The sequence below is a fragment of the Halobacteriovorax sp. JY17 genome (assembly GCF_002753895.1).
Lineage (GTDB): Bacteria > Bdellovibrionota > Bacteriovoracia > Bacteriovoracales > Bacteriovoracaceae > Halobacteriovorax.
On the sequence record NZ_NJER01000002.1, the window covers coordinates 772,840 to 792,694 of the forward strand.

Genomic DNA, 19,855 nt, shown 5'->3' on the forward strand with positions numbered 1-19,855 from the left:
TTATTCTTGAACTTTAAAAGACCCAAGAACAGACTCATCACTTGAGTTTACAAAACGAATTTCCCACCATCCCATCATCTTTCTTAAGAAGATTTCTGTGACTAAGTAATTTCCATTCGCTAGCTCTGTTGTAATGACAGGCCTTGTTCCGTGTTGCATATTTGGCATAATCATCCAAGGAAGAATCTCAACCTCTTCTTTGGGGATTGCTGTTTCAGTAGCATCGTCAGCATCAAAGAATCTTACTTCTAATTCTGAGAAATTTCTCTCCGCTCCAGAGTTTAGAAATGGTCCCTTTGTCCATTGGTATGCAACACAAGTGTTGCTCTCTTCTAAGAAGACATCGCAATTTGCAAATGAAAGTGTTGAAAGTGAAAAAATCATAAGGGCTAAAATAGCGTTCATATATTCTCCTATAATGGCCATCGCTCAAGCCAGCTGATGGCAATTGTTCTTGATAAGGTTGTGTTCTCTGTTGATCCTAAAATTGTCTGGTCTGTATAGCTAAGATTAAATGTAGAATCATTTATCATGTAGGCAAGTCCTAGCTCAAAATCCCAGTACTCTTCTCGGTTAGAGTTTTGTCGTAAATTATTTATGGTAATCTCTTTGTCGTTATAGTGATTTCTAGTGACTCCGATAGATGTTCTAATTGCTCCATTATTTGGAGAGTAGCCAATACTGAACCCTTGAGAGTCCGCACTAGATTCTGCTATGGAAGTTTTACCGATTTCTTCTTTATAAAGGTATCTATACTCGCTAAAAAATTGCCAATCAATACTTTTAAAAATTTTTGAGAAGACTAGGCCAAGAGCACTACTGTATTGCCCTTTTCCTGAGACATCTGTTAGAAGCGTCGTCGTTGTTTCAAAGTTGGACTTTCCTGTGGGAAAAGTCTGTTTGAAATAGATAAAGCCCCTTGGCTTCCAGACGGAATAAAATTTCTCAGGAAGATATTCGTAAGTAATACTTAGATCAGCATCTCCTAAGAGAGTCTTTGATTCTTTGACAGACTTATCTGAATTATCTTTATGAATAAGACTTATTCCTCCGCCTATTTGGAAAAGTGGTGAGAGGAGATAAGCTCCTTTAAAAGAAGTTGTAAGAGTTTGGTACTTTTTGCTATTGGCGTAGAAAACACTTTGATCTTTAGCATAAGTTCTACCGACGACTTTTCCTAGTGATTGCGCTACTGAGAATTGCGCTCCATTATCACCAGTAATGAGAGAAGGAAGCGCTGAGCTTCCTCCACAGCAAGCTGCACCGAAGGCATTTACTTGAAATAATATAAGGAGTAGAAAAATCTTCATAGAGAAAGTTCGACCTTTGTTGAATCAGATAAGTTACTTCCCTCGTAAAGTTGAATATTTAAATCCCAATCTCCACCCATATTGAAATAGAGCTCTCTTTGAATGTAGACGCCTTTAGAGAGTCTCTCTGTGTATCCATCATCTGCAGTGCCGTGACCCATCGAAGGCATCCATCCCCAGTTATAGAAAGCATATTGAGACGGAAGATCTGTAAGCTCTCCGTTTGAATCTTGAACGATAATCATAAAACTATTTTCTAAGCTAGGGTCTCCGTAAGGACCTTTTAGCCAATTGATTTTTAAATAGAGGTTAAGACTTTTAAACGAGAGGCTAGAAGCTACAGCATTTGTTCCTTGGGTTATTTGATCTTTTTCATTTTCATGATTAAAGAGAGGAGACTTTCCACAAGAAGTAAGAGCTAGAAGTATAAATGCAATTAAAAGAATTTTCATTTCTTACCTTACTATATAGCAGCCAAGTGCCTTGGCAAATTTGAGTTGAACATCTCTTCGCTTAGAAATATCTTCAAGTGCGTTCTTTAGATAGAATCTCTTGGCCCTTGCTGGATCAACACTATTAGTAACTCCTCCGTGAAAGAGGATTTCATTTTTCGCGTCTAGTACAAAGACGTGAGGAGTTTTAGTAGCTTTAAATTGATCTGCTATTTTCATGTCGGCATCATAAGCGATAGGGAAATTTAAATTTCCAAATTCCTTCTTCGCATCTTCAAAACTCTCGTTACTATTTGAGTGGACTCCCAGAAATTGAAACTCTGGGTACTGCTTACTTAAAGTTTGGAGATAGGGAACACTCTTCTTAGTACATGGACAAGAAGCACTTAAAAAGAAAATTACAGACTTCCTATTTTTTAAATTTAATGAACTAACTTTCTTTCCATCTAGTAAGGTTGAGCTTAATAGTGGAGCTTCAAGAGCAAGGGAGTTGATCGATAAGAGAAGTAGTAAGAGTGTAAATTTCATGGATTCTATATATAACGCAGAGGCTAGATCGTCCATGCAACATATTGTTGCATAACTATTTACAGGGCAAGCCCCTTTACTTATATTGGTTTGAAATAGGAAAGTATGAAGATAAATTTATTTAATTACGGACATTTACAGCATAGAAACGAGCTGAAATTTCAGCTGCTTATTCATTTGCGCTGGATTCTCTTAAGTCTTTTAACTATTCTTCTTTGCGTACTAATGCTTCTCTATAAAATTGATCGTTTAGTCTTCTTTTATCTCTGCTTTATTTTCTTAGGAATGGGTATTTTTAATTCCTATTCTCTGGGGCGCTTAAATTCCTCTAAGGAGATAAGTAATTGGGATATCTTCTTTAATATTCTCTTTGATCTCTTTGTCATAAGTATTTGCTTACACCTCTGCGGTGGAATTCATAATCCTTTTAGCGCATTTATTTTGATCTACCTAATTCTTGGAGGCTTTCTTCTTGATGCAAGAGAGTCATTCTTAATTCTTATTGCGAGCTTGCTTAGTATCTTCTTTCTTTGGTTAAGTCCTCTTCCAAGCTTAATAGGGCAAGAGTTTAATTATAATACTTCAAGTTATCTTATTGGTAGCTCTGTTGTGATTTCATTTCTATGGGCCTTGATTTCATGGGTTCAAAGTTCTTTTAAAGTTATGGATCGTAATATGATTCGAGTGACGAGACAGCTCCAACAAGCAGATAGACTAAAGGCCCTTGGTCTACTTTCCGCAGGTCTTAGCCATGAATTGGCCACTCCTCTTAATACGATACTTTTAAAGGCAGATAGAATTAAGAGAAAGAGCGGAGATGAGTTTAGAGATGATATTTTGGCCCTTTCTGAAGCGACGAATTCATGTATTAATTCTCTTAGAAGGATTCAGCAAACATCCGTATCTAATGAGGAGCTAGATTTTGAAGAAATTGATCTCATAAGTTCAGTGGAAAATATTATTCATTTTAAGAATTGGAATATTTCAATTCTTAAGGAAGTCGAAAGCTTTAAATATAGCCTACCTCTAATTGGATTTTCTCAAATCATGGTGGATTTAATTGAAAATGCAATTGAGGCCTCTGGAGAAGAGAATGTCTCAGTTCTATTTACTCATTCAAAAGAAGCTCTACAGATAAAAATTATAAATAGATTTTCAAAAATCGATGAGGTTATTCTAAAACACTTCGGAGAACCCTTTGTTACAACTAAGAAACAGGGAACAGGACTGGGGCTTTATAATGCTAAACTATTTCTGGAAAGTGTTGGTGCTAAAATCTCTTTAAAGAATATAGAAGAAGATGTTTGCGTAGAACTTGAGATAGAGAGAGGAGTAGTTCTTTGAAGAAAGTTTTAATTGTTGATGATGATAAGAATTTTTGTGAGAGCTTGAGTCTTGAATTTAAAGATCTGGGCCACCAAGTATCACTTGCATACTCTATTGCAGACTTGGAAGAGATAGAAGAACTTGAACTCTATGATTGGGCAGTAGTTGATTTGAGAATAGGAACAGATAATGGTCTTGAAGTTGTAGATTTATTAAAGAAGATAAATTCTGGAATTGAAGTTATTATTTTAACTGGGTTTGGATCAATTTCAACTGCAGTCGAAGCAGTGAAAAGAGGTGCAAAGCAATATCTTTCTAAACCAGTTCAATTTGAAGAAATTTTAGAAAATTTTGAAGGAGATTCTCTCTCTAAAGAAAATGAAGCCTATCCTAGTCTTGCCAGAAAGGAGAGAGAGTATATTGAATTTGTATTAAATGAATGTGAAGGAAATATTTCATTAGCAGCAAAGAAGCTAGGGATTCACAGACAGTCGCTTCAGAGAAAACTTAAAAAATATACGCCACTAAAGTAGATCCTCCCGTATATGATTTGATCTTACACGGGAGATAAATTTAAATTAAATATCGTTGATTAGATTGATTAATTCTGGGTAATCAATAAATGGATTTCTATTTTTTTGGACACCATAAACACCGTCGTTTCTATCTCTTTCGGCTTGATCGATAGGGTCTTCAATATTCCACTTTCTTAGTGATCTTTCCATGTCAGAATTGATTCTTCCATTGTATCTAACGGCGAAGTAGAACATTGCTCTAGCAACATTTCCTCTGTGGTTGATTGATGGTTGAAATACTCTGTTTCCGCTAGAGCTTACTTGTGATTCATCGCAATTTGGAGCTGGATCTTTTCCATTCATAACATCTCCAAAGTCATAGTTTCCACGAGAACTATTGGCCTTTGAGTCTGTAGGGAATAAATGATGGAGGTCAGCTTTTTGATGACCAGATTGATATCCCGTAAACTTACTTTGTGGCCATGTATGCTCACAATTAAGTACATTACTATTTGGAATACTCATTGGACCAATTGTTCCAGTTGTCTTTGATGTTGTGAATTTATTTTCGCAATATACACCGTAGAGGTAGTAACCATTATCTTTCTTAAGATGACCAAGGGCCATATTTCCAAAGAGATTCTTTCTTGCTGTTTTATAGCCTAGATTGATATGAGAATAACAATCTCCACTTCTAGAAGAGCAACCAAGTGTATCAGCGGCTCCAGAGTTCTTTGAGTGACTTGAAGTGAGGATTTTCTTGAGTTCATCTTTTAGTTGATCATCTTCTAATTCGTTTCTTTCAAGAGCATCTTGAAAAGACTGTGGGTAGTAAGGGTGTCCGGCAAATGAGTTAAATGTGAATGATGTAAAAAGGGCAGTCAAAATAAGAAGCAATTTCACGCTATAGTCCTTTGAATGAGGTGTGAAAATATTACACACTCGACTTAAGGTCTGGCCAATCTTTTTTATTAGATTCAGCTTATAAAATTGTCAGGATTACATTTTTAAATAAAAAAACCTCACATTCGTGAGGCTTTTTAGTTAATCATTTAAACTATATTTTAGAAGTCGTTAATTCTTTCAGATAACTCAGGGTAGTCGATGAAAGGATTTCTATTTCCTTGCACTTCGTAAATCCCATCATTTCTTTCTCTTTCCGCAGCGTCAACTGGGTCTTGAATGTTCCATTCTTTAATTGTTCTTTCTTGCTCTGGGCTGATTTTCATTTTGTATCTAACTGCAAAGTAGAAAAGAGCTCTGGCAACATTCCCTTTATGTTCTGTTGGTGGCTCAAAGTGTCCTGGAGCCTCTGAGTGTGAAGCTTCACAATTTCTTATTTCTCCGTAATCATCAACATTCCCAAACTCGTAATTTCCTCTGATGCTATTTGCCTTTGAGTCAGTAGGGTAAAGGTGGTGAAGATCACTTTTTTGCATTTCTTTTTCAAAATTTCTTGAGAATTTACTCTGTGGCCAAGTGTGCTCACAGTTAAGCATATTGCTATTTGGAATTCTATTTGGTCCGATATTCGTTTGACTTGAGGTAAAAACCTTACGGCAATAAACGTCTTTTAAGAAATATCCGTTTTGACCCTCTTCAAGGTGAAGTTTACCAAAGAGAACTTTTCTCGCACCTTTGTATCCGAGAACTTTTTGAGAGTAGCAAAGTCCTTCTGTTCCATCACAACCTAGAGTGTCAGCCTTTCCTCTTCTCTTAGTATGAGCTGTTGAGAGAAGTTCAAATAAAGCATCTTTTAATTTTTCGTTTGCAAGTCCACCCTTTTGAAGTTTTGAATTGAAGTCTGTAGGGTAGTAGCTATTGGCAGCAAGAGTGCTTAGTGAGAGCGTAAGTATTAGAAGCGTAAAGAGTTTTTTCATTTTCTGAACCTCTGGTAGTTTTTTTGTGTGTGAAAGGTTTATAGGACCACTCATATAAAAAGCCAAGTATTTTTTTAAGTATTTCTTATATTAGTTATTAGGTCCTGTGTTAATAAAGGTTTTGGCCTGCGTTATAAGGAGAGAATAAATTTTGATTAAAAGACTTTGATTCTTGCTATCTGTCTTGCTATACATTTACCCCACCAAACACACACGTAGATGAGCTTCAAGGAGCCTAAAATGAGATTCGCTAGATTTGTAGTTGTAACAAGTTTTCTTTTGTTTGCTATTTCTGAATTTTCAAGTGCAGATGAGACAAGATGTATCAATAGACTGACAGATGATTTCAATACTGATTCTGTTTCTCACACTCTTAGTCTTGATGAATATGACGTTAGAGATTACGGAAATGATCACTTGGCCCTTTCAATTAAAATGATTAGAATTTTAATTGACCAAAAAGGTTGTTCTCCAAAAGATATTAACTTTGGTAGAAGTGCTAGAGGGCGCTCACACAATAGATGTGATCAAATCCTAAGAGGCGTTCCTTCTTCAAGAGTTTGTTATGTAGAAACTAACCTTGGTTACTTCTTTGTTACGACTAATATGCTTACAGATATGCATATTACTTTTAATCGTTGGGATTAATTCCCCAATTTCTGATGGGCCACGAAATCACAGTGGCCCGCATTCTTTCTTGTTGCATAGAACATAATTTTTACTATCCAATCAACTCAGCTTGTAGTTAGACTTATTACATGAACAAAACTACAAGAACTTTATTGGCCGCTCTAGTTTCTACTTTGAGCATGAATTTATCTTTTTCAGCAACGACTTCAATTGCTGGGTACTCGACTCCTCCACTTAGTGAAATTCATTTAATTTCAGGGCAGTCTTCGATGGATAAACTCAATCCCGAGCGTATGTCTATATTGGTTTGGAATATCTATAAAGGGGGGAAACCTACTTTTAAGACAGACTTCCCCGAAATCATTAAAGATAAAGACCTTCTTCTTATCCAAGAAACTGATTCACATCCAAATGTTCAAGAAGTTTACAAGGATATTGAAGGCTTTCGTTTTGATACAGGAGTTAGTTTTACTTACGATAAATATCCTAACTCATTTTCAGGATCTGCCATTGCCTCTAAAGTTGACCCAAGTGAAGTCAGACTATTTAGAACAAAGTATCGTGAGCCAATCGTATCAACTCATAAAGTTGTGACTTCTGCTACATATCCAATGGCCGGAAAGAGTGAAGAACTTTTAGCAATTAGTATTCACGCTATTAACTTCTCTCCAATGGTAGGCTTCTTTCATCAATTAGAGCAAACCTCAGAAATGATAAAGAATCATAGGGGACCAATTATCTTCGGTGGAGATTTTAACTGTCGCTCACTAACAAAAACGAATTATATGAGAAATTTCTTTAAGAAGCTGGGCTTTAAGGAAGTTACTTTTACTAACGATACTAGGTATCGCTCAGGAATGACTGGTCGAGTTATTGATTATATCTTTGTTAGAGACCTTAAAATTCTAGAATCACAGGTTTATGGAGAGCTAACATCTTCCGACCATATGGCGATGAGGGTAGAGCTTTCTTATTAGGAAGCTACTTGCTCTAATTTTTCTTCTTTGATTCACATTTATAGTTTAGAATATGTAAATGAAATTAGTTTTTATTCTCGCTCATTTTCTTCTTGGTTTTTCTTCCTATAGTGCAGATATAACTATAACAGCCCATCCTGATTATCCTCCAATCTCATGGGAGAGTGGAGGAACATTGAAAGGGGCTTCTATTAAGTTAGTAAAGACTGCTCTTCATAATCTTGGACATAAGGCCGTATTTGTTCCTGTTGGAACGTGGGGTAGAGCGCAACTTGAAGTAAAAATCGGAAGAATTGATATCCTTCTTCCCCCTTATAGGACTCCCGAGAGAGAGAAGTATTATTCCTTCCCTGAGAAACCTTTCTTTATGGATCAGACTGTTTTAATTACGAAGAAAGGGAAAGTTATAAAGTATAAAGATTTTAAGGATCTAAAAAAATATAAAGGGATTGCTATTTTTAGTGATAGTTTTGGTGACTCTTTTGATAAAGCCGATAAGAAATATACTCTTTTAAAGAGATTTTCTAGGACATCTCAGTGCCTTAAATTCCTCTTAAGAGGACGCGCAGACTATCTTATTGCAGGAAAGAACGCAGCACTAGCTGTTATAAGTAAGCTAGGTCTTGAAGAGCAACTTGATATACAGGAGAAAGTCGTTGTTGAGACGGGGATGTATACAGCAATTTCGAATAAATCTGTTCACAATACTAAGGCCTTCAGAGAAAGCTTCTTTAATGAAATGAGTAAGTTAGTAAGTCAAAAAAGTCGCGATGAGGTACTAAAGGAAGCTCTGAGAGAATACGCGATTGAGAAGAATCAAAGACTTAAAGATTAGTCTGGGGCAGGTCATTGCCACTTTGTAGAGTTATTTGGTAGCTTTGCGAGATATGAAAGTTCTAATTACTCTATTAATACTAAGTTGTATCAGTCCAGTGCTCGCATCTAAGCACCATGTCTTTTTAATTCACGGAATTGGCGATAGTGAAAAAGCCTTTGGCGCTGCTAATATTGTTCTAAATAATCTGTTAAATGAATCTTCTGAGGAGACACAATTCTTTCTTGAGAGTTTTGAATATCAGACAGGAAATGATGATTTAAATACTGTGGATTTTGCTAAGAGTTTTACTAAGTTCTTTAAAGAGTACTTTAAAGAAAAGACAATGCTTGCAGATGATAAATTCTCCATCTTGGCCCACTCTCAAGGTGGCTTAGTCACAATGAATTGGCTTTATCATAGCTTTAAAGGTGACGCCGAGTTTACGGATTTTAATTTTATAAGAAAACATATGAAGACATTTATCTCGGCAGCCACTCCTTACGGTGGAACAGAGATCATAACTCTGGCTCTTCTCTTTCGAAGACTTAGACAGTACTTACAGTTTGGAAAGAAAGAACTTGATGATATGTACTTTCCAAGTGCCATGATTAGTAAAATGAAGGGCATGCTTCTAGGTAATGATCCTGAATTTCTGAAGTTCTTACATTCTTTAAATATTTTAAATATTGTGGGAGTCGCTCATAGACTTCCGCCACTTTCGAGTTCAGCTGCAAACTTACAAGACGATACGACTGTTCCTGTTTCTTCAGCAAATATGAATTTCTACTATTTGAAAAATCATAAGAGATACTTCCCTGGTCTTGGGGAAAAAATTCCTGTAAGCGAAACCAAGTTTTATAAGAATGCCACTGTTGTTCCAGTGAACGCAGCTCATATTTCGGTTCTCTTTGTTCCGGGGATTGTGAAAATTCCTCTGGAATGTAAAATTTTATCTGAATGTGATCATCCAGCAATTAACTTCTATTTAAATCATCTTCTTTCAAAACCACTTCCAAAAGTTGAAGAGGTGACAAGAAGCTTCGTTGTAAAGTTAAAACTAGAAGTTTCAAAGAAGTCATTAAGTTATAGCAACAGGGACCCGGCCCTTAACGTTACATTTGATTCAAAAACTTTTAATGCTTCTAAAGTTTTTGGAAAGAAATTCTTCTTAGATGATATTAAGGAAAAAGAAAGTTCTAGAGTTTATGAATACTACTACGCAGGAAAACTCTCAGAGGATAATTTAAAAGAGCATATCGTAAATATAGTAATTAAAGGACCGACTCCTTTTCATATAAGAAGAGAAGCCGATTTTAAAATATCTCCAGGATACCAGACGACATTAGATTTAAAATTAATGTCAATCGGAGACTACTAAAGGAAGAATTATGGAAATAGTTAATGACACAACAGTTTGGGATAATTCAGGTATTTATCAGTCTATTGATGATCCGAAAATTGTCGAGGACCTATCGACTGCACAAGACTTGATTACTTCTCAGATGAAGAACGCAGACTTAATTTCAAAGGCCCTTGATGAGCAAGAGTTAGGAAGTGAGCTTATTGAAGTCGCAAGAGAGATGTCAAAAGTTAGTACTGATCTTTCTATCCGTCTTAGAACAATAGGAACTTATATTAGTTCAATTCTGAGTGTTGATTCATCTAATAATACAGCAAAGACTTTGAGATCAAACTTCTCTAAAGTGACAGCATCGAAGTCGAAAGTTTATTCTTCTCTGTCAGTCTATTTAACTCTAATTGACGATGAGACACTAGAAGCTTTCTTCACTGAAGAGCTAGAACCAAAGAGATTTCAAATAGGTTTAATGAGAGATTTTAAAGATCATACATTGGACGCAAAGAGAGAATCTTTAATTAATGGTCTCTCTACAGATGGATTAAGTGCTTGGGGAAAACTTTATAATGATATTTCTGGAAGCCTTGTCTGTGATGTAGATGGTAAGAAAGTTAATTATGCTTCTGCTGCTTCTATGACTAGAGGTGGAGATGCCAAACTTAGAGAGTCTGCCTGGAGAGGAGTTCAAAACGCTTGGGAAACACACGAAGAGAGTATTGCCGCAATCTTAAATGCAATTAATGGTTGGAGACTAGAAGAAGCAACAGTGAGATCTGAAAAGAAAGAACTTCACTATCTAGATATCTCTTGTTCTCAATCGAGAATTAAAAGAGAAACACTTGATGCTCTTATTTCTTCTACCTATGAAAATAGAAGTGTTGGTCAGCGCGCTGTTAAATCTATGGCCAAAGTTTTTGGTAAAGAAAAGCTTGGGCCATGGGACTTACTTGCTCCAGCTCCAAGTAAAGAAGGAAAAGTCATCTCTTTTTCAGAAGCAATAGATACAATTGAGAAAGCATTTAATAGACTAAGTCCTGAAATGGGAGCCTTTGCTCGCATGATGTATGAGAAGAATTGGATTGATGCAAGACCTACTGAATTTAGAAAGCCCGGAGCGTATTGCACTGGTTTTGCAAACGTAAGAGAGCCAAGAGTCTTTATCACTTACTCAGGTTCGATGGGAGATCTCATTACGCTGGCCCACGAAATTGGACACGCTTATCATAGTTGGGTGATGAGAGACTTACCAATTGATGAAACAAATTACTCGATGACTCTTGCTGAGACAGCGTCAATTTTTGCAGAAACTCTTGTGAGAGAATACTTATTTGATACTTTAGAATCGAAAGAAGAGAAGTTAGAGATTTCTTGGCAAAATGCTGAAAGTGCAGCTGCGATGCTTTGTAATATCCCTGCTAGATTTGAATTTGAAAAAGACTTAGTGGAAAAGAGAAAAACTCAAACTCTTACTCCTAGTGAAATGAAGTCTCTTATGAGTGGAGCATGGAAGAATTGGTATGAAGATTCACTAAGTGAATATGATGAAATGTTCTGGGCCACTAAGCTTCACTTTTCAATTGCAGAACTTGGTTTCTATAATTACCCATACCTCTTTGGATATCTATTTAGTCTTGGAGTTCTTGCTCAAAGAGATAAGCTAGGTGAAGGATTCAATGAAGCTTATGTAAATCTTCTAAGAGATACTGGACGTATGAAAGCTGAGGATCTTGTCATGAAGCACCTAGGAAAAGATATTTCTAAGAGTGAGTTCTGGTTCGATAGTTTAAAAATTGTTGAAGACCAAATTAAAGTATTTGAGGAGCTTGTGAAATAGATGAAGTCTATTCTCTTCTTTTTATTTATTTTTTCTCTCTCTTCTTTTGGGAGTAATATTCTAAAAGAGGGAGAGTGTGTTGCCTTACCGGGAACTAAGAAATATGTAGACTTTGATTCGTCTACAAATTACCCAAAGACTTATCAATTTACTTGTGAGTTTGAATGCCTCTCTGGAAGTGAAGTTTCAAAAGTAGAGGCCTTACATAGAGTCGTCGTAAAAAGTTTATTAGACGAAGCCCGCAATGTTGTTTGTTATGGTGTAAGAGTTAAGAAAGTTTCTTGGGGTTATGACTTTGACCGAGTTGAAAAGTTCTTTCTCTATGAGGCAGGACTTCTTGAAATTACTTCCTGGGGAAGAGATGAAGGTATTGACCTCAATCACTCTAGCTCAAATTATTTAATGGATAAACTAGTTAAAACTCTTAATGAAATTCTTCCTAGTTTTAAAATTGCTTCTCAGTCCAATGTGGAAAGTGCTAGGGTGTTTGGTGAAGCGGTAGAAATAATGGAAGATCTCTTAAATGAGCTTCCAAATAAAACTGAGAGGCTTGATCAATTGCTTTTAAAAGTAAAATCAACTGATCTTAGCTCTCATACAGGATTAAACTTAGTTCTTAGAATTCTTTCTTCAAGTGCTAAGTGGCGCTTGAATTACTTGTGATTTAAATTAGACTTCCACTTTGGATGATTAAAGTGAAGTCTATGATCACAAGAGTCCGAAACAGTACTATCAGTAAATTCAATAAAACCTAGCTTCTTCCACTGCTTCTTCTTTTGAACTTCTTTGCTTGTTACGTAGATATCAAAGAATAAATTCTTCGCTCTATGATCTATATTCAACTCATCTCTAAAGTCGTTCTCATTAATGTTTTGTCCGGCTCTAGCCTTGATCATCATCCACTTAGGAGTGATCGCATTCTTTGATTCATTAAGCTCTGATATTTGATAGAGCTGTCTCATTCCGGGGTTAGAGTCGGCCTTTCCAAATGTCACAGCTAATTTCAATGTGTAAGCGATATTCTTGATAACATCTAATGTCTTTGAAACAGCAGGCTCATTGGTCATCTCAACGCCAGTGTAGTGTGGAGCTTTTGTTCCTCCAAGGTCATCTACTAAGAAGAAGTTGGCCGTCTTTACACTTTCTGATTCATCAAGTGTTGGAAAGAGTTTTCCTGCAAAACCAAAACCTCTATTACTTCCAACTGTTGTTTTAGATAACGCCACTGAAGCTCTCGTTATAATAATCGCCTCTGAACCCTTCTTAAAGTAACCCGTATATGGGTTGTCCTCAGTTATATTCCAAGTACCTTTTAAGCACGCACCATTTGGATGAGCCAGCTTGTCAAAGTGTGGAAGTAAGTCAGACTTGTCATTGAGTGTTCTATTGGCAGATTGTTTAATTTTACTTTTTAATCCATTAAATAAACTAGTATAAGAAATTTTATTCTTAGGTAGTTCTAGGTAAGGAGTAGATTTAACTTCTCCCCATACATCTTCAACTGACGAGCCTTGGTAAGCTCCAGCGATTGCACTGGTTGAAACTGTAGAAATAGTAAGAGCTAGGATTACTTTCTTCATTGGAACCTCTTAAATTTTAAATTAACTTGATCTAAATTTAACAGGATTTTGAATTCAATAAGTTTAATTTCCTCTTTCTCAGTAATAATTATATGTATGAATTTTAGACAATTAACTCTTCCAGAGCTTGGATAAGCGGTCCTTAATATTCTTTTCAACACCAATTTCAGTAGGTTGATAGAATTTAGGAGTTCCCGCTGGTGCATACTGCTGCTCGACAAAGTGATGAGGAAAGCTATGCGGGTATTGATAGGGTTTAGTATCTTTAGGCGGGTAATTTTTTAAATGATCAGGAACAAGGATCGTTTGATTATTTTCGACAAAACTTAGAGCTTCATTAATCGCATTATAGGCAGCATTACTCTTTACTGTTGAGGCCAGATAGGTTGTTGCTTGTGCAAGGTTAATTCTTGCTTCTGGCATTCCTATTTGTGCGACTGCTTGTAAACAGGAAGTCGCTACGTTTAGAGCTGTAGGGTCAGCATTTCCGACATCCTCTGATGCGAAGATAACTAGTCGTCTAGCTATAAAGACTGGATCTTCGCCTCCATCTAACATAACAGCAAGCCAGAGTATTGCTGCACTTGGATCACTTCCTCTCATACTCTTTATAAAGGCTGAGATAACATCGTAGTGGCGATCTTTATTTCGATCGTACTCTCTGGCATTCTCTAGAACGAGTGGCTTGATTTCTTTGAGTGTGAGTTCTGCTCCAGAGTTGATTTCGCTCTTTTCTATAACATCTAAAATATTTAAGGCATTTCGTGCATCGCCATTAGAGTAGTCTCCAATGAAATGAACAGCTTCTTCATTAATTTTAATATGAAACTTCGTTGCAACATTTTTAATAATTGAAGTGAGGTTCTCTTCGCTTAACTTCTTTAGTTCAATAATTTGTACTCTAGAGAGAAGTGCCTTATTAACTGAACTTCTAGGGTTCTCTGTTGTTGCTCCAATAAACTTAAAACTGCCTTGCTCGACATAAGGGAGGAGAGCATCTTGCTGAGCTTTATTGAAGCGGTGGATTTCATCCACAAAAATAATCGACTCTTTTCCAAAGTCTTCTCTTAGTTGGATGGCCGTCGCGATGAGCTTTTTTAGTTCATTGACTCCGCCTAAGACAGCATTGAAGTTGTAGAGCTCTAATCCGCTATTAGCAGCTAAGATATTAGCGAGAGTGGTCTTTCCTGTTCCTGGAGGTCCCCAGAGAACAAGACTTGGAAAGTCTTTTTCTTTTAGAAATTTATATCTAGAGAAAATATGCTCTTGCCCGAAGTAGCCTTCAAAGTTAGTAGGTCTGGCCCTAAATGGAAGGGGGGAATTGATGCTTTGCGTGTTATTACTTGCATTATTCTTAGAAGTACTTGAAAATAGGTCTGACTGTAAGTTACTGCTATTATTATTATCCATTTCTACACTCAACTATGGAAAACTATTGACTTTAGATTGGTTGCATCCTAACTTATGCTACTTATAAAAGCTAGACCCTGATTTGGGTCCAAGGCCTTCAGTGGAAGGTAAAATCAAGCCGAAGGGGAGGTGATTTCAAATGGCAAAAGACAAGAATTATTCAATTTACATTTCAATTGATGACAAACTTGGAGCAGAACGTTCTCTAAGAAAGTTTAAGAGACTTTGCGAAGCTTTTGGTGTTGTACGTGAGTACAGAAAAAGAAAAGAATTCAAGAAGCCTTCTATCTGTAGAGTTGAGAAGCTCGAGGCTGCAGAGAAACGTAGAAACAAATCTGCAAGTAAGATGAGAAGAACATCTAAGATCTAGTTGAAATATAGGGCCCTCTTTTTGAGGGCTTTTTTTTGCCTAAAAAAACTATCTTCTAAGAATTAATTTTAAAATTGAGTTCCATCTATTGTGCATGATGTTTGTGACTTTGACTTTAGATAAGGGGATTTCATAATTTCCTTTGGTCATGTTCTTATGAAAACTATTCCAGTCAATATTCAAACGCTCTAGATGAGTAAGGAGATACTCTTTATCATTGGGAGTTAAAATTCTTTGTTCTAAAATTTTTATAAAAGATGACCATACATTGTCGTACTCAACTCGGTAATCATGATCGACGAAAATATTTAATTTTAAATCAACTGTTTCTAAGGAATTGTAAATAATTTTTTCAATATCTGCTGGAGTTGTAGAGAATCTTTGAAAATCTGTTTCTCGTAACATTTTGAATTCATCAAATCTATGATTCACTTTAGAGTTAGTCAAAATAAGTTCATTGAGAAGTTTATTAAAGGCGAGTGAGTCATCAATCATAGAGGGAATAAATTTAAAATTTGAAACCTCTGAATATAGTTTCGCTTCGTAGAGTTTTAACTTTCTTCCAAAGTCTGCTATTTGTGTATGGCAGCGGACGTTTCTTTCAATATCTCTTTGATCGCAAACTTTCGTAAGCTCCACTGATTCAATATAGAGCTGGCGAAGATTTCTTCTAATATTTATAACAGGTTCTGACTCGGGAGAGACTTTCTTTAGGACGTGAAAGAATTCATTAATAATACTTTTAATTTGTGGAGTAGCATACCTTCTAAAGCTTTCTTTACTCATTAGAACGTCAGATTTTTTTATGTTGTAATAGGAGTACTGAGCAAACGTTGAGTTTACTACTAGAAGTAATAATAGAGTAGAAATGATTGTCTTCACTAATCTATTGTTGATTTAATAAGGAGTTTTGTCAAAGATTGGAGGCCGCTTGATTTAAGCAGCGGCCTTATAAAGAGCTTTAAATGGAGCAACCCAGGAATCTTCACTGTAATGGAAGTTTACCGATATATTCTTTTGCCCTAGTTTCTTACTTAGCTTTAGTGGAACCAGCCCTGTAGGAGCATCTGTAAGATCAAATGAAATATTTATAGTCTTTGGAATCTTACCCATCGAAATTGCCGAGAGACAGATATAGCTTCCGAAGTCTTGTGAAGAAACTTTTACATCTTTACTGGTTTCTGGAAGAGCGCTTACAAACTCTTCTACGTATTCTAATAATGTTTTGGGATCAAGGGATTGGTATTGTTGAATGATTTTTCTATGGTCTAAACTTAATTCTCTCTTCTCTTCTTTTGTTAACTTTAGCTTTGAGTGAGAGCACATGAGAAAGTCGCTAAAGGAGGCCTCTTTTACAGGGAGGTCAAAGTTTAATACGGTTTTTCTTTGAGATCCTGAGACAAGTTTAATTTGTCCCTTAAAAGGGTGTGAGCAGGCCATAAGTTTTCTCCAGGAAGATTTTTTCCTTACATAGACATAGTTTAATGCTATTCGGCAGTTTCTCACTCAATTTTAGATTAAATTTTGAAAAAAATAGTCAAGTATCGAAAATCAGGAGGAAGAAATATTCCTCCTGAGATATTATTTAGGCTCTAATTATAGACAATTTAAGGCTTTGCTCCTCAATTTGGAATTCTTCTCCAGTTATGGAGTCATTTTGAGCAATTGAATTACTAAGCGTTTCCTTGGCAATATAAGCACTATGCTTGGAAATTGCAGAAACCACTTTCTCATCGCCACTAAATTCGATCACGATTCTATCGTCGATATTAAATCCACTCTCTTTTCTATGCCTTTGAATTCTATTTACAACTTCTCTCGCCAGGCCTTCTTCAAGAAGTTCTTCTGTTAGAACTACATCCATGTCGATAGAGATATATCTATTTGATAGGGCCTGAGTACCTTCTTTGGCTTCTCTGAAGATATCGATATCTTCAGTAATAAAGTTCTCTCCATCTAAAGTGATTTCACCTTTCTCTTCAAAAACAGCTAAGTCATCAGCGCTTAGGCCTTGAATCAATTTTCCAAATGGCCCCATTCTCTTCCCAAGCTTCTTACCGAGAACTTTAAAGTTCGGTTTAGCAAATAGATTGATGAATTCATCTTCATGAGTAGAGTATTTAATTTCTTTAATATTAAGTTCTGATTGAATATAGAATTCAAGCTTAGAGATTTCATCTAGTAGAGATTGATCTTTGTGAATAATAGTCAGGCTCGCAAGCGGAGTCTTAACTTTTATTTGTACTTGATTTCTCTTCTGCCTTCCAAGAAGAATAAGCTGCTGCATTCTATCAACTGCGTCTTCAAGTCTTGGTTTAATTTTATCTTCTTGCGCTACCGGGTAATCACATAAGTGAACCGAAGCCTCTGTTTCATTAGCGTTGAACTTTTTAAGTTCTGCATACGTGTACTCTGCAAGAAATGGAGTGAATGGTGCCATACACTTTGAAATTTCTGTAAGTACGTAGTGAAGAGTCGAGTAGGCGGCGCACTTGTCATCGCTTAAACCTTCTCCCCAGAAACGAGTTCTATTTAATCTAATATACCAATTTGTTAGATCTTCGATAAAATTAAAGAGTGCAGGAACAACATTGTAGAGTTTGTATTCCTCCATTTCTTTTGCAATATTTTTCTTCATTGTTTGAAGTTTAGAGACAACCCATTGGTCAACAATATTATCGCCTTCTTTGAAGTTGGAAGTAACATTCCATCCATCAACTTCAGCGTATGTTTGAAAGAATTTAAATGCATTAAACCAAGGAAGAAGCGCACGTCTTACCATGTCTTTAACGCCAGCATCAGAGAATCTCTGTTCTTCTCCGCGTACGAGTCCTGAGTTGATGAGATAGAGTCTCAGAGCATCAGCTCCATACTCTTCCATTAGATTGTCAGGAGGAGTGAAGTTTCTAAGACTTTTAGACATCTTCTTACCATCTTCCGCCATAACAAGACCGTTAACGATTACATTTTTAAATGCAGGCTTATTGAATAGGGAAGTCGAAAGAACTGTTAGCGTATAGAACCAACCTCTTGTTTGATCGAGACCTTCAGCGATAAATTCAGCAGGATATCCTTGCTCAAACACTTCCTTGTTTTCAAAAGGGTAGTGAAGTTGAGCGTATGGCATTGAACCTGATTCGAACCAGCAATCAAAAACTTCAGTAATTCTCTTATAGGTACCTTCTTCTCCAGAAACTGTGAAAGTCACAACGTCGGCGTGTTCTCTGTGTAAGTCTTCAAGTTCAACACCCGAGAGTTTCTTAAGCTCTTCAATAGAACCAACACAAATACAATTTTCAGTTGTATCATTTCTCCAAATTGGAAGAGGTGTACCCCAGACTCTATTTCTAGATACCGCCCAGTCTCTTGCTCCTTCTAACCACTTTCCAAAACGTCCGGCCTTAATGTGTCCAGGTACCCAATTGATTTGAGAGTTAGATTCAAGAAGCTTTTCAATATTCTCTTCAACTTTAATATACCAAGAAGGAATTGATTTATAGATAAGTGGAGTATCTGATCTAGGACAGAATGGGTAACTATGTACAAGAACTGATTGCTCATAGAGGTTACCATTATCTTTTAGATCCTTGATGATCTGCTTATCAGCTTCTTTTACATGAACTCCTTGGTAAGGAGCAACTGTGGCCTTAAACTTTCCAGCATCATCAACAGGACAAACGATAGCATCGATGCCAGCTTCTTTCATTATTCTATTATCGTCTTCACCAAAGGCAGGGGCAGTGTGAACAATTCCCGTTCCATCATCTACCGTAACGTAATCATCATTTAAGATTTGGAAGGCACCTTCTGATTTAAACTCGGAAAAGAAGTCAAAGAGAGGTTCGTAAGTCTTTCCTTTAAGGTCGCTCCCTTTTAGCTCTTCAACAACTGTTAAGTTTCTCTTCTTCGAATAGTGCTCAAGCCTAGCTTTTCCAAGATAGAAGTAAAGGTCTTTGTCTTCATCCTTTACTTTTACGTAGTCAATATCTGCACCAACACAAAGACACAGGTTAGACGGAAGTGTCCAAGGAGTAGTTGTCCAAGCTGCAAAGTAAGTATTCTCTTCACCATCAACTTTAAATAGAACTGTGATTGCTGGGTCTTGAACATCTTGATAGTTTGATGATGCTTCAAAGTTAGAAAGAACTGTTCCGAGTGCAGTTGAAAAAGGAACAACTTTCGTACCTTGATAAACAAGGTTCTTTTCCCAAAGCTGCTTAAAAACCCACCAGCATGATTCCATAAATGTTGGATCCATTGTTTTGTAATCATTTTCAAAATCAACCCAACGGCCAATTCTTGAAACAGTCTTCTCCCATTCAGAAGTATATCTTTGAACGATGCCACGACACTCGTCGTTGTAGGCCTTTACTCCAAGTTTCTCAACTGCATCTTGAGCTGACATTCCTAATTTCTTATCAATCTCATGTTCAACAGGTAGCCCATGACAATCCCAACCAAAACGTCTTTCAACGAAGCGGCCTTTCATTGTCCAATATCTTGGAACAATATCTTTTAAAGTTGAGGCGAGTAGGTGACCGTGGTGAGGAAGTCCTGTTGCAAATGGAGGACCGTCGTAGAAAATATAAGGCTTCTTATCGCGAGTTTTATCAAGTGACTTCTTGAAGATATTATTCTCTTTCCAAAAAGCTAAAATATTATGTTCGTTTCCAACAAATGAAAAACTCTCTTGATTTGAATTCTCTGATTCTGACACGAAATGGCTCCAAATTAATTTTAGAAATTAGTGGTTTTTAAGGGCAAAAGACTACCAAATTCTTTATGAAATTAATAGCTTATTCTCGCTCTGCGTTCTAAACAGTCAATAATTGCCGGAAAGTGTTAAATAGGGCGATGAACTTAGAGTGA

Annotated in this window: 20 protein-coding genes; 9 read left to right on the forward strand and 11 right to left on the reverse strand. The window is 36.5% G+C overall.

Translation table 11 applies throughout. The annotated features are described in order from the left end of the window. The 4 genes from CES88_RS11900 to CES88_RS11915 are packed head-to-tail and all read right to left on the reverse strand — an operon-like array spanning position 1 to position 2,290. Positions 1–405, reverse strand: a complete 405-nt coding sequence (locus CES88_RS11900) for a FixH family protein (protein ID WP_290734620.1) — start codon at positions 403–405, stop codon at positions 1–3. 8 nt (positions 406–413) lie between these two features. Continuing rightward, positions 414–1,310: a hypothetical protein gene (locus CES88_RS11905; protein ID WP_290734622.1), complete on the reverse strand. Its 897-nt coding sequence runs from the start codon at positions 1,308–1,310 to the stop codon at positions 414–416. Continuing rightward, the gene (locus CES88_RS11910) at positions 1,307–1,762 is read right to left on the reverse strand and encodes a hypothetical protein (RefSeq protein ID WP_290734624.1); all 456 of its coding nucleotides are present in this window, start codon (positions 1,760–1,762) and stop codon (positions 1,307–1,309) included. Before CES88_RS11910 ends, CES88_RS11905 begins: the two co-directional genes overlap by 4 nt. A gap of 3 nt (positions 1,763–1,765) precedes the next feature. Continuing rightward, positions 1,766–2,290, reverse strand: a complete 525-nt coding sequence (locus CES88_RS11915) for a redoxin family protein (protein WP_290734626.1) — start codon at positions 2,288–2,290, stop codon at positions 1,766–1,768. Between the two features lie 105 nt (positions 2,291–2,395). Between CES88_RS11915 and CES88_RS11920 the strand changes: the two genes are divergently transcribed. Beyond that, positions 2,396–3,634, forward strand: coding sequence for an ATP-binding protein (locus CES88_RS11920; protein WP_290734628.1), 1,239 nt, complete (start codon positions 2,396–2,398; stop codon positions 3,632–3,634). Beyond that, positions 3,631–4,149: a response regulator gene (locus tag CES88_RS11925; protein WP_290734630.1), complete on the forward strand. Its 519-nt coding sequence runs from the start codon at positions 3,631–3,633 to the stop codon at positions 4,147–4,149. The genes CES88_RS11920 and CES88_RS11925 overlap by 4 nt, the downstream gene beginning before the upstream one ends. A 45-nt stretch (positions 4,150–4,194) precedes the next feature. Here CES88_RS11925 and CES88_RS11930 read toward each other — a convergent pair whose 3' ends face one another. Together CES88_RS11930 and CES88_RS11935 are read right to left on the reverse strand one after the other, a co-directional pair. Beyond that, positions 4,195–5,034 (reverse strand): endonuclease, encoded by an 840-nt coding sequence (locus CES88_RS11930; protein WP_290734632.1) that lies wholly within the window; start codon positions 5,032–5,034, stop codon positions 4,195–4,197. 161 nt (positions 5,035–5,195) lie between these two features. Continuing rightward, a complete protein-coding gene (locus CES88_RS11935; protein ID WP_290734634.1) occupies positions 5,196–6,011 on the reverse strand; it encodes an endonuclease in 816 nt (271 codons plus the stop codon). Between the two features lie 240 nt (positions 6,012–6,251). Between CES88_RS11935 and CES88_RS11940 the strand changes: the two genes are divergently transcribed. From CES88_RS11940 to CES88_RS11965, 6 genes are all read left to right on the forward strand, one after another. Then, positions 6,252–6,659: a hypothetical protein gene (locus CES88_RS11940; protein ID WP_290734636.1), complete on the forward strand. Its 408-nt coding sequence runs from the start codon at positions 6,252–6,254 to the stop codon at positions 6,657–6,659. A 110-nt stretch (positions 6,660–6,769) separates the two neighbouring features. Then, the gene (locus CES88_RS11945; RefSeq protein ID WP_290734638.1) at positions 6,770–7,618 is read left to right on the forward strand and encodes an endonuclease/exonuclease/phosphatase family protein; all 849 of its coding nucleotides are present in this window, start codon (positions 6,770–6,772) and stop codon (positions 7,616–7,618) included. 58 nt (positions 7,619–7,676) lie between these two features. Beyond that, a complete protein-coding gene (locus CES88_RS11950; RefSeq protein WP_290734640.1) occupies positions 7,677–8,453 on the forward strand; it encodes a transporter substrate-binding domain-containing protein in 777 nt (258 codons plus the stop codon). A 52-nt stretch (positions 8,454–8,505) separates the two neighbouring features. Then, the gene (locus CES88_RS11955; RefSeq protein WP_290734641.1) at positions 8,506–9,813 is read left to right on the forward strand and encodes a hypothetical protein; all 1,308 of its coding nucleotides are present in this window, start codon (positions 8,506–8,508) and stop codon (positions 9,811–9,813) included. Between the two features lie 10 nt (positions 9,814–9,823). Further along, positions 9,824–11,626, forward strand: coding sequence for a M3 family oligoendopeptidase (locus CES88_RS11960; protein WP_290734642.1), 1,803 nt, complete (start codon positions 9,824–9,826; stop codon positions 11,624–11,626). After that, entirely contained in the window at positions 11,627–12,289 is a 663-nt protein-coding gene (locus CES88_RS11965; protein ID WP_290734643.1) for a hypothetical protein, read from the forward strand. Here CES88_RS11965 and CES88_RS11970 read toward each other — a convergent pair. Continuing rightward, on the reverse strand, positions 12,280–13,206 hold the full coding sequence (locus tag CES88_RS11970; RefSeq protein WP_290734644.1) for a hypothetical protein: 927 nt from the start codon (positions 13,204–13,206) through the stop codon (positions 12,280–12,282). The two genes, CES88_RS11965 and CES88_RS11970, sit on opposite strands and share 10 nt — an antisense overlap. A gap of 111 nt (positions 13,207–13,317) precedes the next feature. Continuing rightward, complete coding sequence (locus CES88_RS11975; protein WP_290734646.1) at positions 13,318–14,616, reverse strand: replication-associated recombination protein A; 1,299 nt, start codon at positions 14,614–14,616, stop codon at positions 13,318–13,320. Positions 14,617–14,755: 139 nt separating this feature from the next. Between CES88_RS11975 and rpsU the strand changes: the two genes are divergently transcribed. Further along, positions 14,756–14,986, forward strand: coding sequence for a 30S ribosomal protein S21 (rpsU, locus tag CES88_RS11980; RefSeq protein WP_290734648.1), 231 nt, complete (start codon positions 14,756–14,758; stop codon positions 14,984–14,986). A 48-nt stretch (positions 14,987–15,034) separates the two neighbouring features. Here the strand turns inward: rpsU and CES88_RS11985 are convergent, their stop codons facing one another. The 3 genes from CES88_RS11985 to ileS all read right to left on the reverse strand — a co-directional run bounded on the left by CES88_RS11985 (position 15,035) and on the right by ileS (position 19,703). Beyond that, positions 15,035–15,868 (reverse strand): hypothetical protein, encoded by an 834-nt coding sequence (locus CES88_RS11985; protein WP_290734649.1) that lies wholly within the window; start codon positions 15,866–15,868, stop codon positions 15,035–15,037. Positions 15,869–15,922: 54 nt separating this feature from the next. Continuing rightward, entirely contained in the window at positions 15,923–16,426 is a 504-nt protein-coding gene (locus CES88_RS11990) for a hypothetical protein (protein WP_290734651.1), read from the reverse strand. Positions 16,427–16,571: 145 nt separating this feature from the next. After that, positions 16,572–19,703 carry an isoleucine--tRNA ligase gene (gene ileS / locus CES88_RS11995; RefSeq protein ID WP_290734653.1) on the reverse strand — a complete coding sequence of 1,044 codons (3,132 nt, stop codon included), beginning with the start codon at positions 19,701–19,703 and terminating at the stop codon, positions 16,572–16,574. Positions 19,704–19,855: the final 152 nt, after the last annotated feature.

What these genes read in the sequence shown, in the direction of transcription:
- CES88_RS11920 (WP_290734628.1), top strand. Translation starts at nt 2,396, where the DNA reads ATGAAGATAAATTTATTTAATTACGGACATTTACAGCATAGAAACGAG.
- CES88_RS11900 (WP_290734620.1), bottom strand. Translation starts at nt 405, where the DNA reads ATGAACGCTATTTTAGCCCTTATGATTTTTTCACTTTCAACACTTTCA.
- CES88_RS11905 (WP_290734622.1), bottom strand. Translation starts at nt 1,310, where the DNA reads ATGAAGATTTTTCTACTCCTTATATTATTTCAAGTAAATGCCTTCGGT.
- CES88_RS11915 (WP_290734626.1), bottom strand. Translation starts at nt 2,290, where the DNA reads ATGAAATTTACACTCTTACTACTTCTCTTATCGATCAACTCCCTTGCT.
- CES88_RS11935 (WP_290734634.1), bottom strand. Translation starts at nt 6,011, where the DNA reads ATGAAAAAACTCTTTACGCTTCTAATACTTACGCTCTCACTAAGCACT.
- CES88_RS11955 (WP_290734641.1), top strand. Translation starts at nt 8,506, where the DNA reads ATGAAAGTTCTAATTACTCTATTAATACTAAGTTGTATCAGTCCAGTG.
- CES88_RS11970 (WP_290734644.1), bottom strand. Translation starts at nt 13,206, where the DNA reads ATGAAGAAAGTAATCCTAGCTCTTACTATTTCTACAGTTTCAACCAGT.
- CES88_RS11965 (WP_290734643.1), top strand. Translation starts at nt 11,627, where the DNA reads ATGAAGTCTATTCTCTTCTTTTTATTTATTTTTTCTCTCTCTTCTTTT.
- CES88_RS11990 (WP_290734651.1), bottom strand. Translation starts at nt 16,426, where the DNA reads ATGGCCTGCTCACACCCTTTTAAGGGACAAATTAAACTTGTCTCAGGA.
- CES88_RS11940 (WP_290734636.1), top strand. Translation starts at nt 6,252, where the DNA reads ATGAGATTCGCTAGATTTGTAGTTGTAACAAGTTTTCTTTTGTTTGCT.
- rpsU (WP_290734648.1), top strand. Translation starts at nt 14,756, where the DNA reads ATGGCAAAAGACAAGAATTATTCAATTTACATTTCAATTGATGACAAA.
- CES88_RS11975 (WP_290734646.1), bottom strand. Translation starts at nt 14,616, where the DNA reads ATGGATAATAATAATAGCAGTAACTTACAGTCAGACCTATTTTCAAGT.
- CES88_RS11910 (WP_290734624.1), bottom strand. Translation starts at nt 1,762, where the DNA reads ATGAAAATTCTTTTAATTGCATTTATACTTCTAGCTCTTACTTCTTGT.
- CES88_RS11945 (WP_290734638.1), top strand. Translation starts at nt 6,770, where the DNA reads ATGAACAAAACTACAAGAACTTTATTGGCCGCTCTAGTTTCTACTTTG.
- CES88_RS11950 (WP_290734640.1), top strand. Translation starts at nt 7,677, where the DNA reads ATGAAATTAGTTTTTATTCTCGCTCATTTTCTTCTTGGTTTTTCTTCC.
- CES88_RS11960 (WP_290734642.1), top strand. Translation starts at nt 9,824, where the DNA reads ATGGAAATAGTTAATGACACAACAGTTTGGGATAATTCAGGTATTTAT.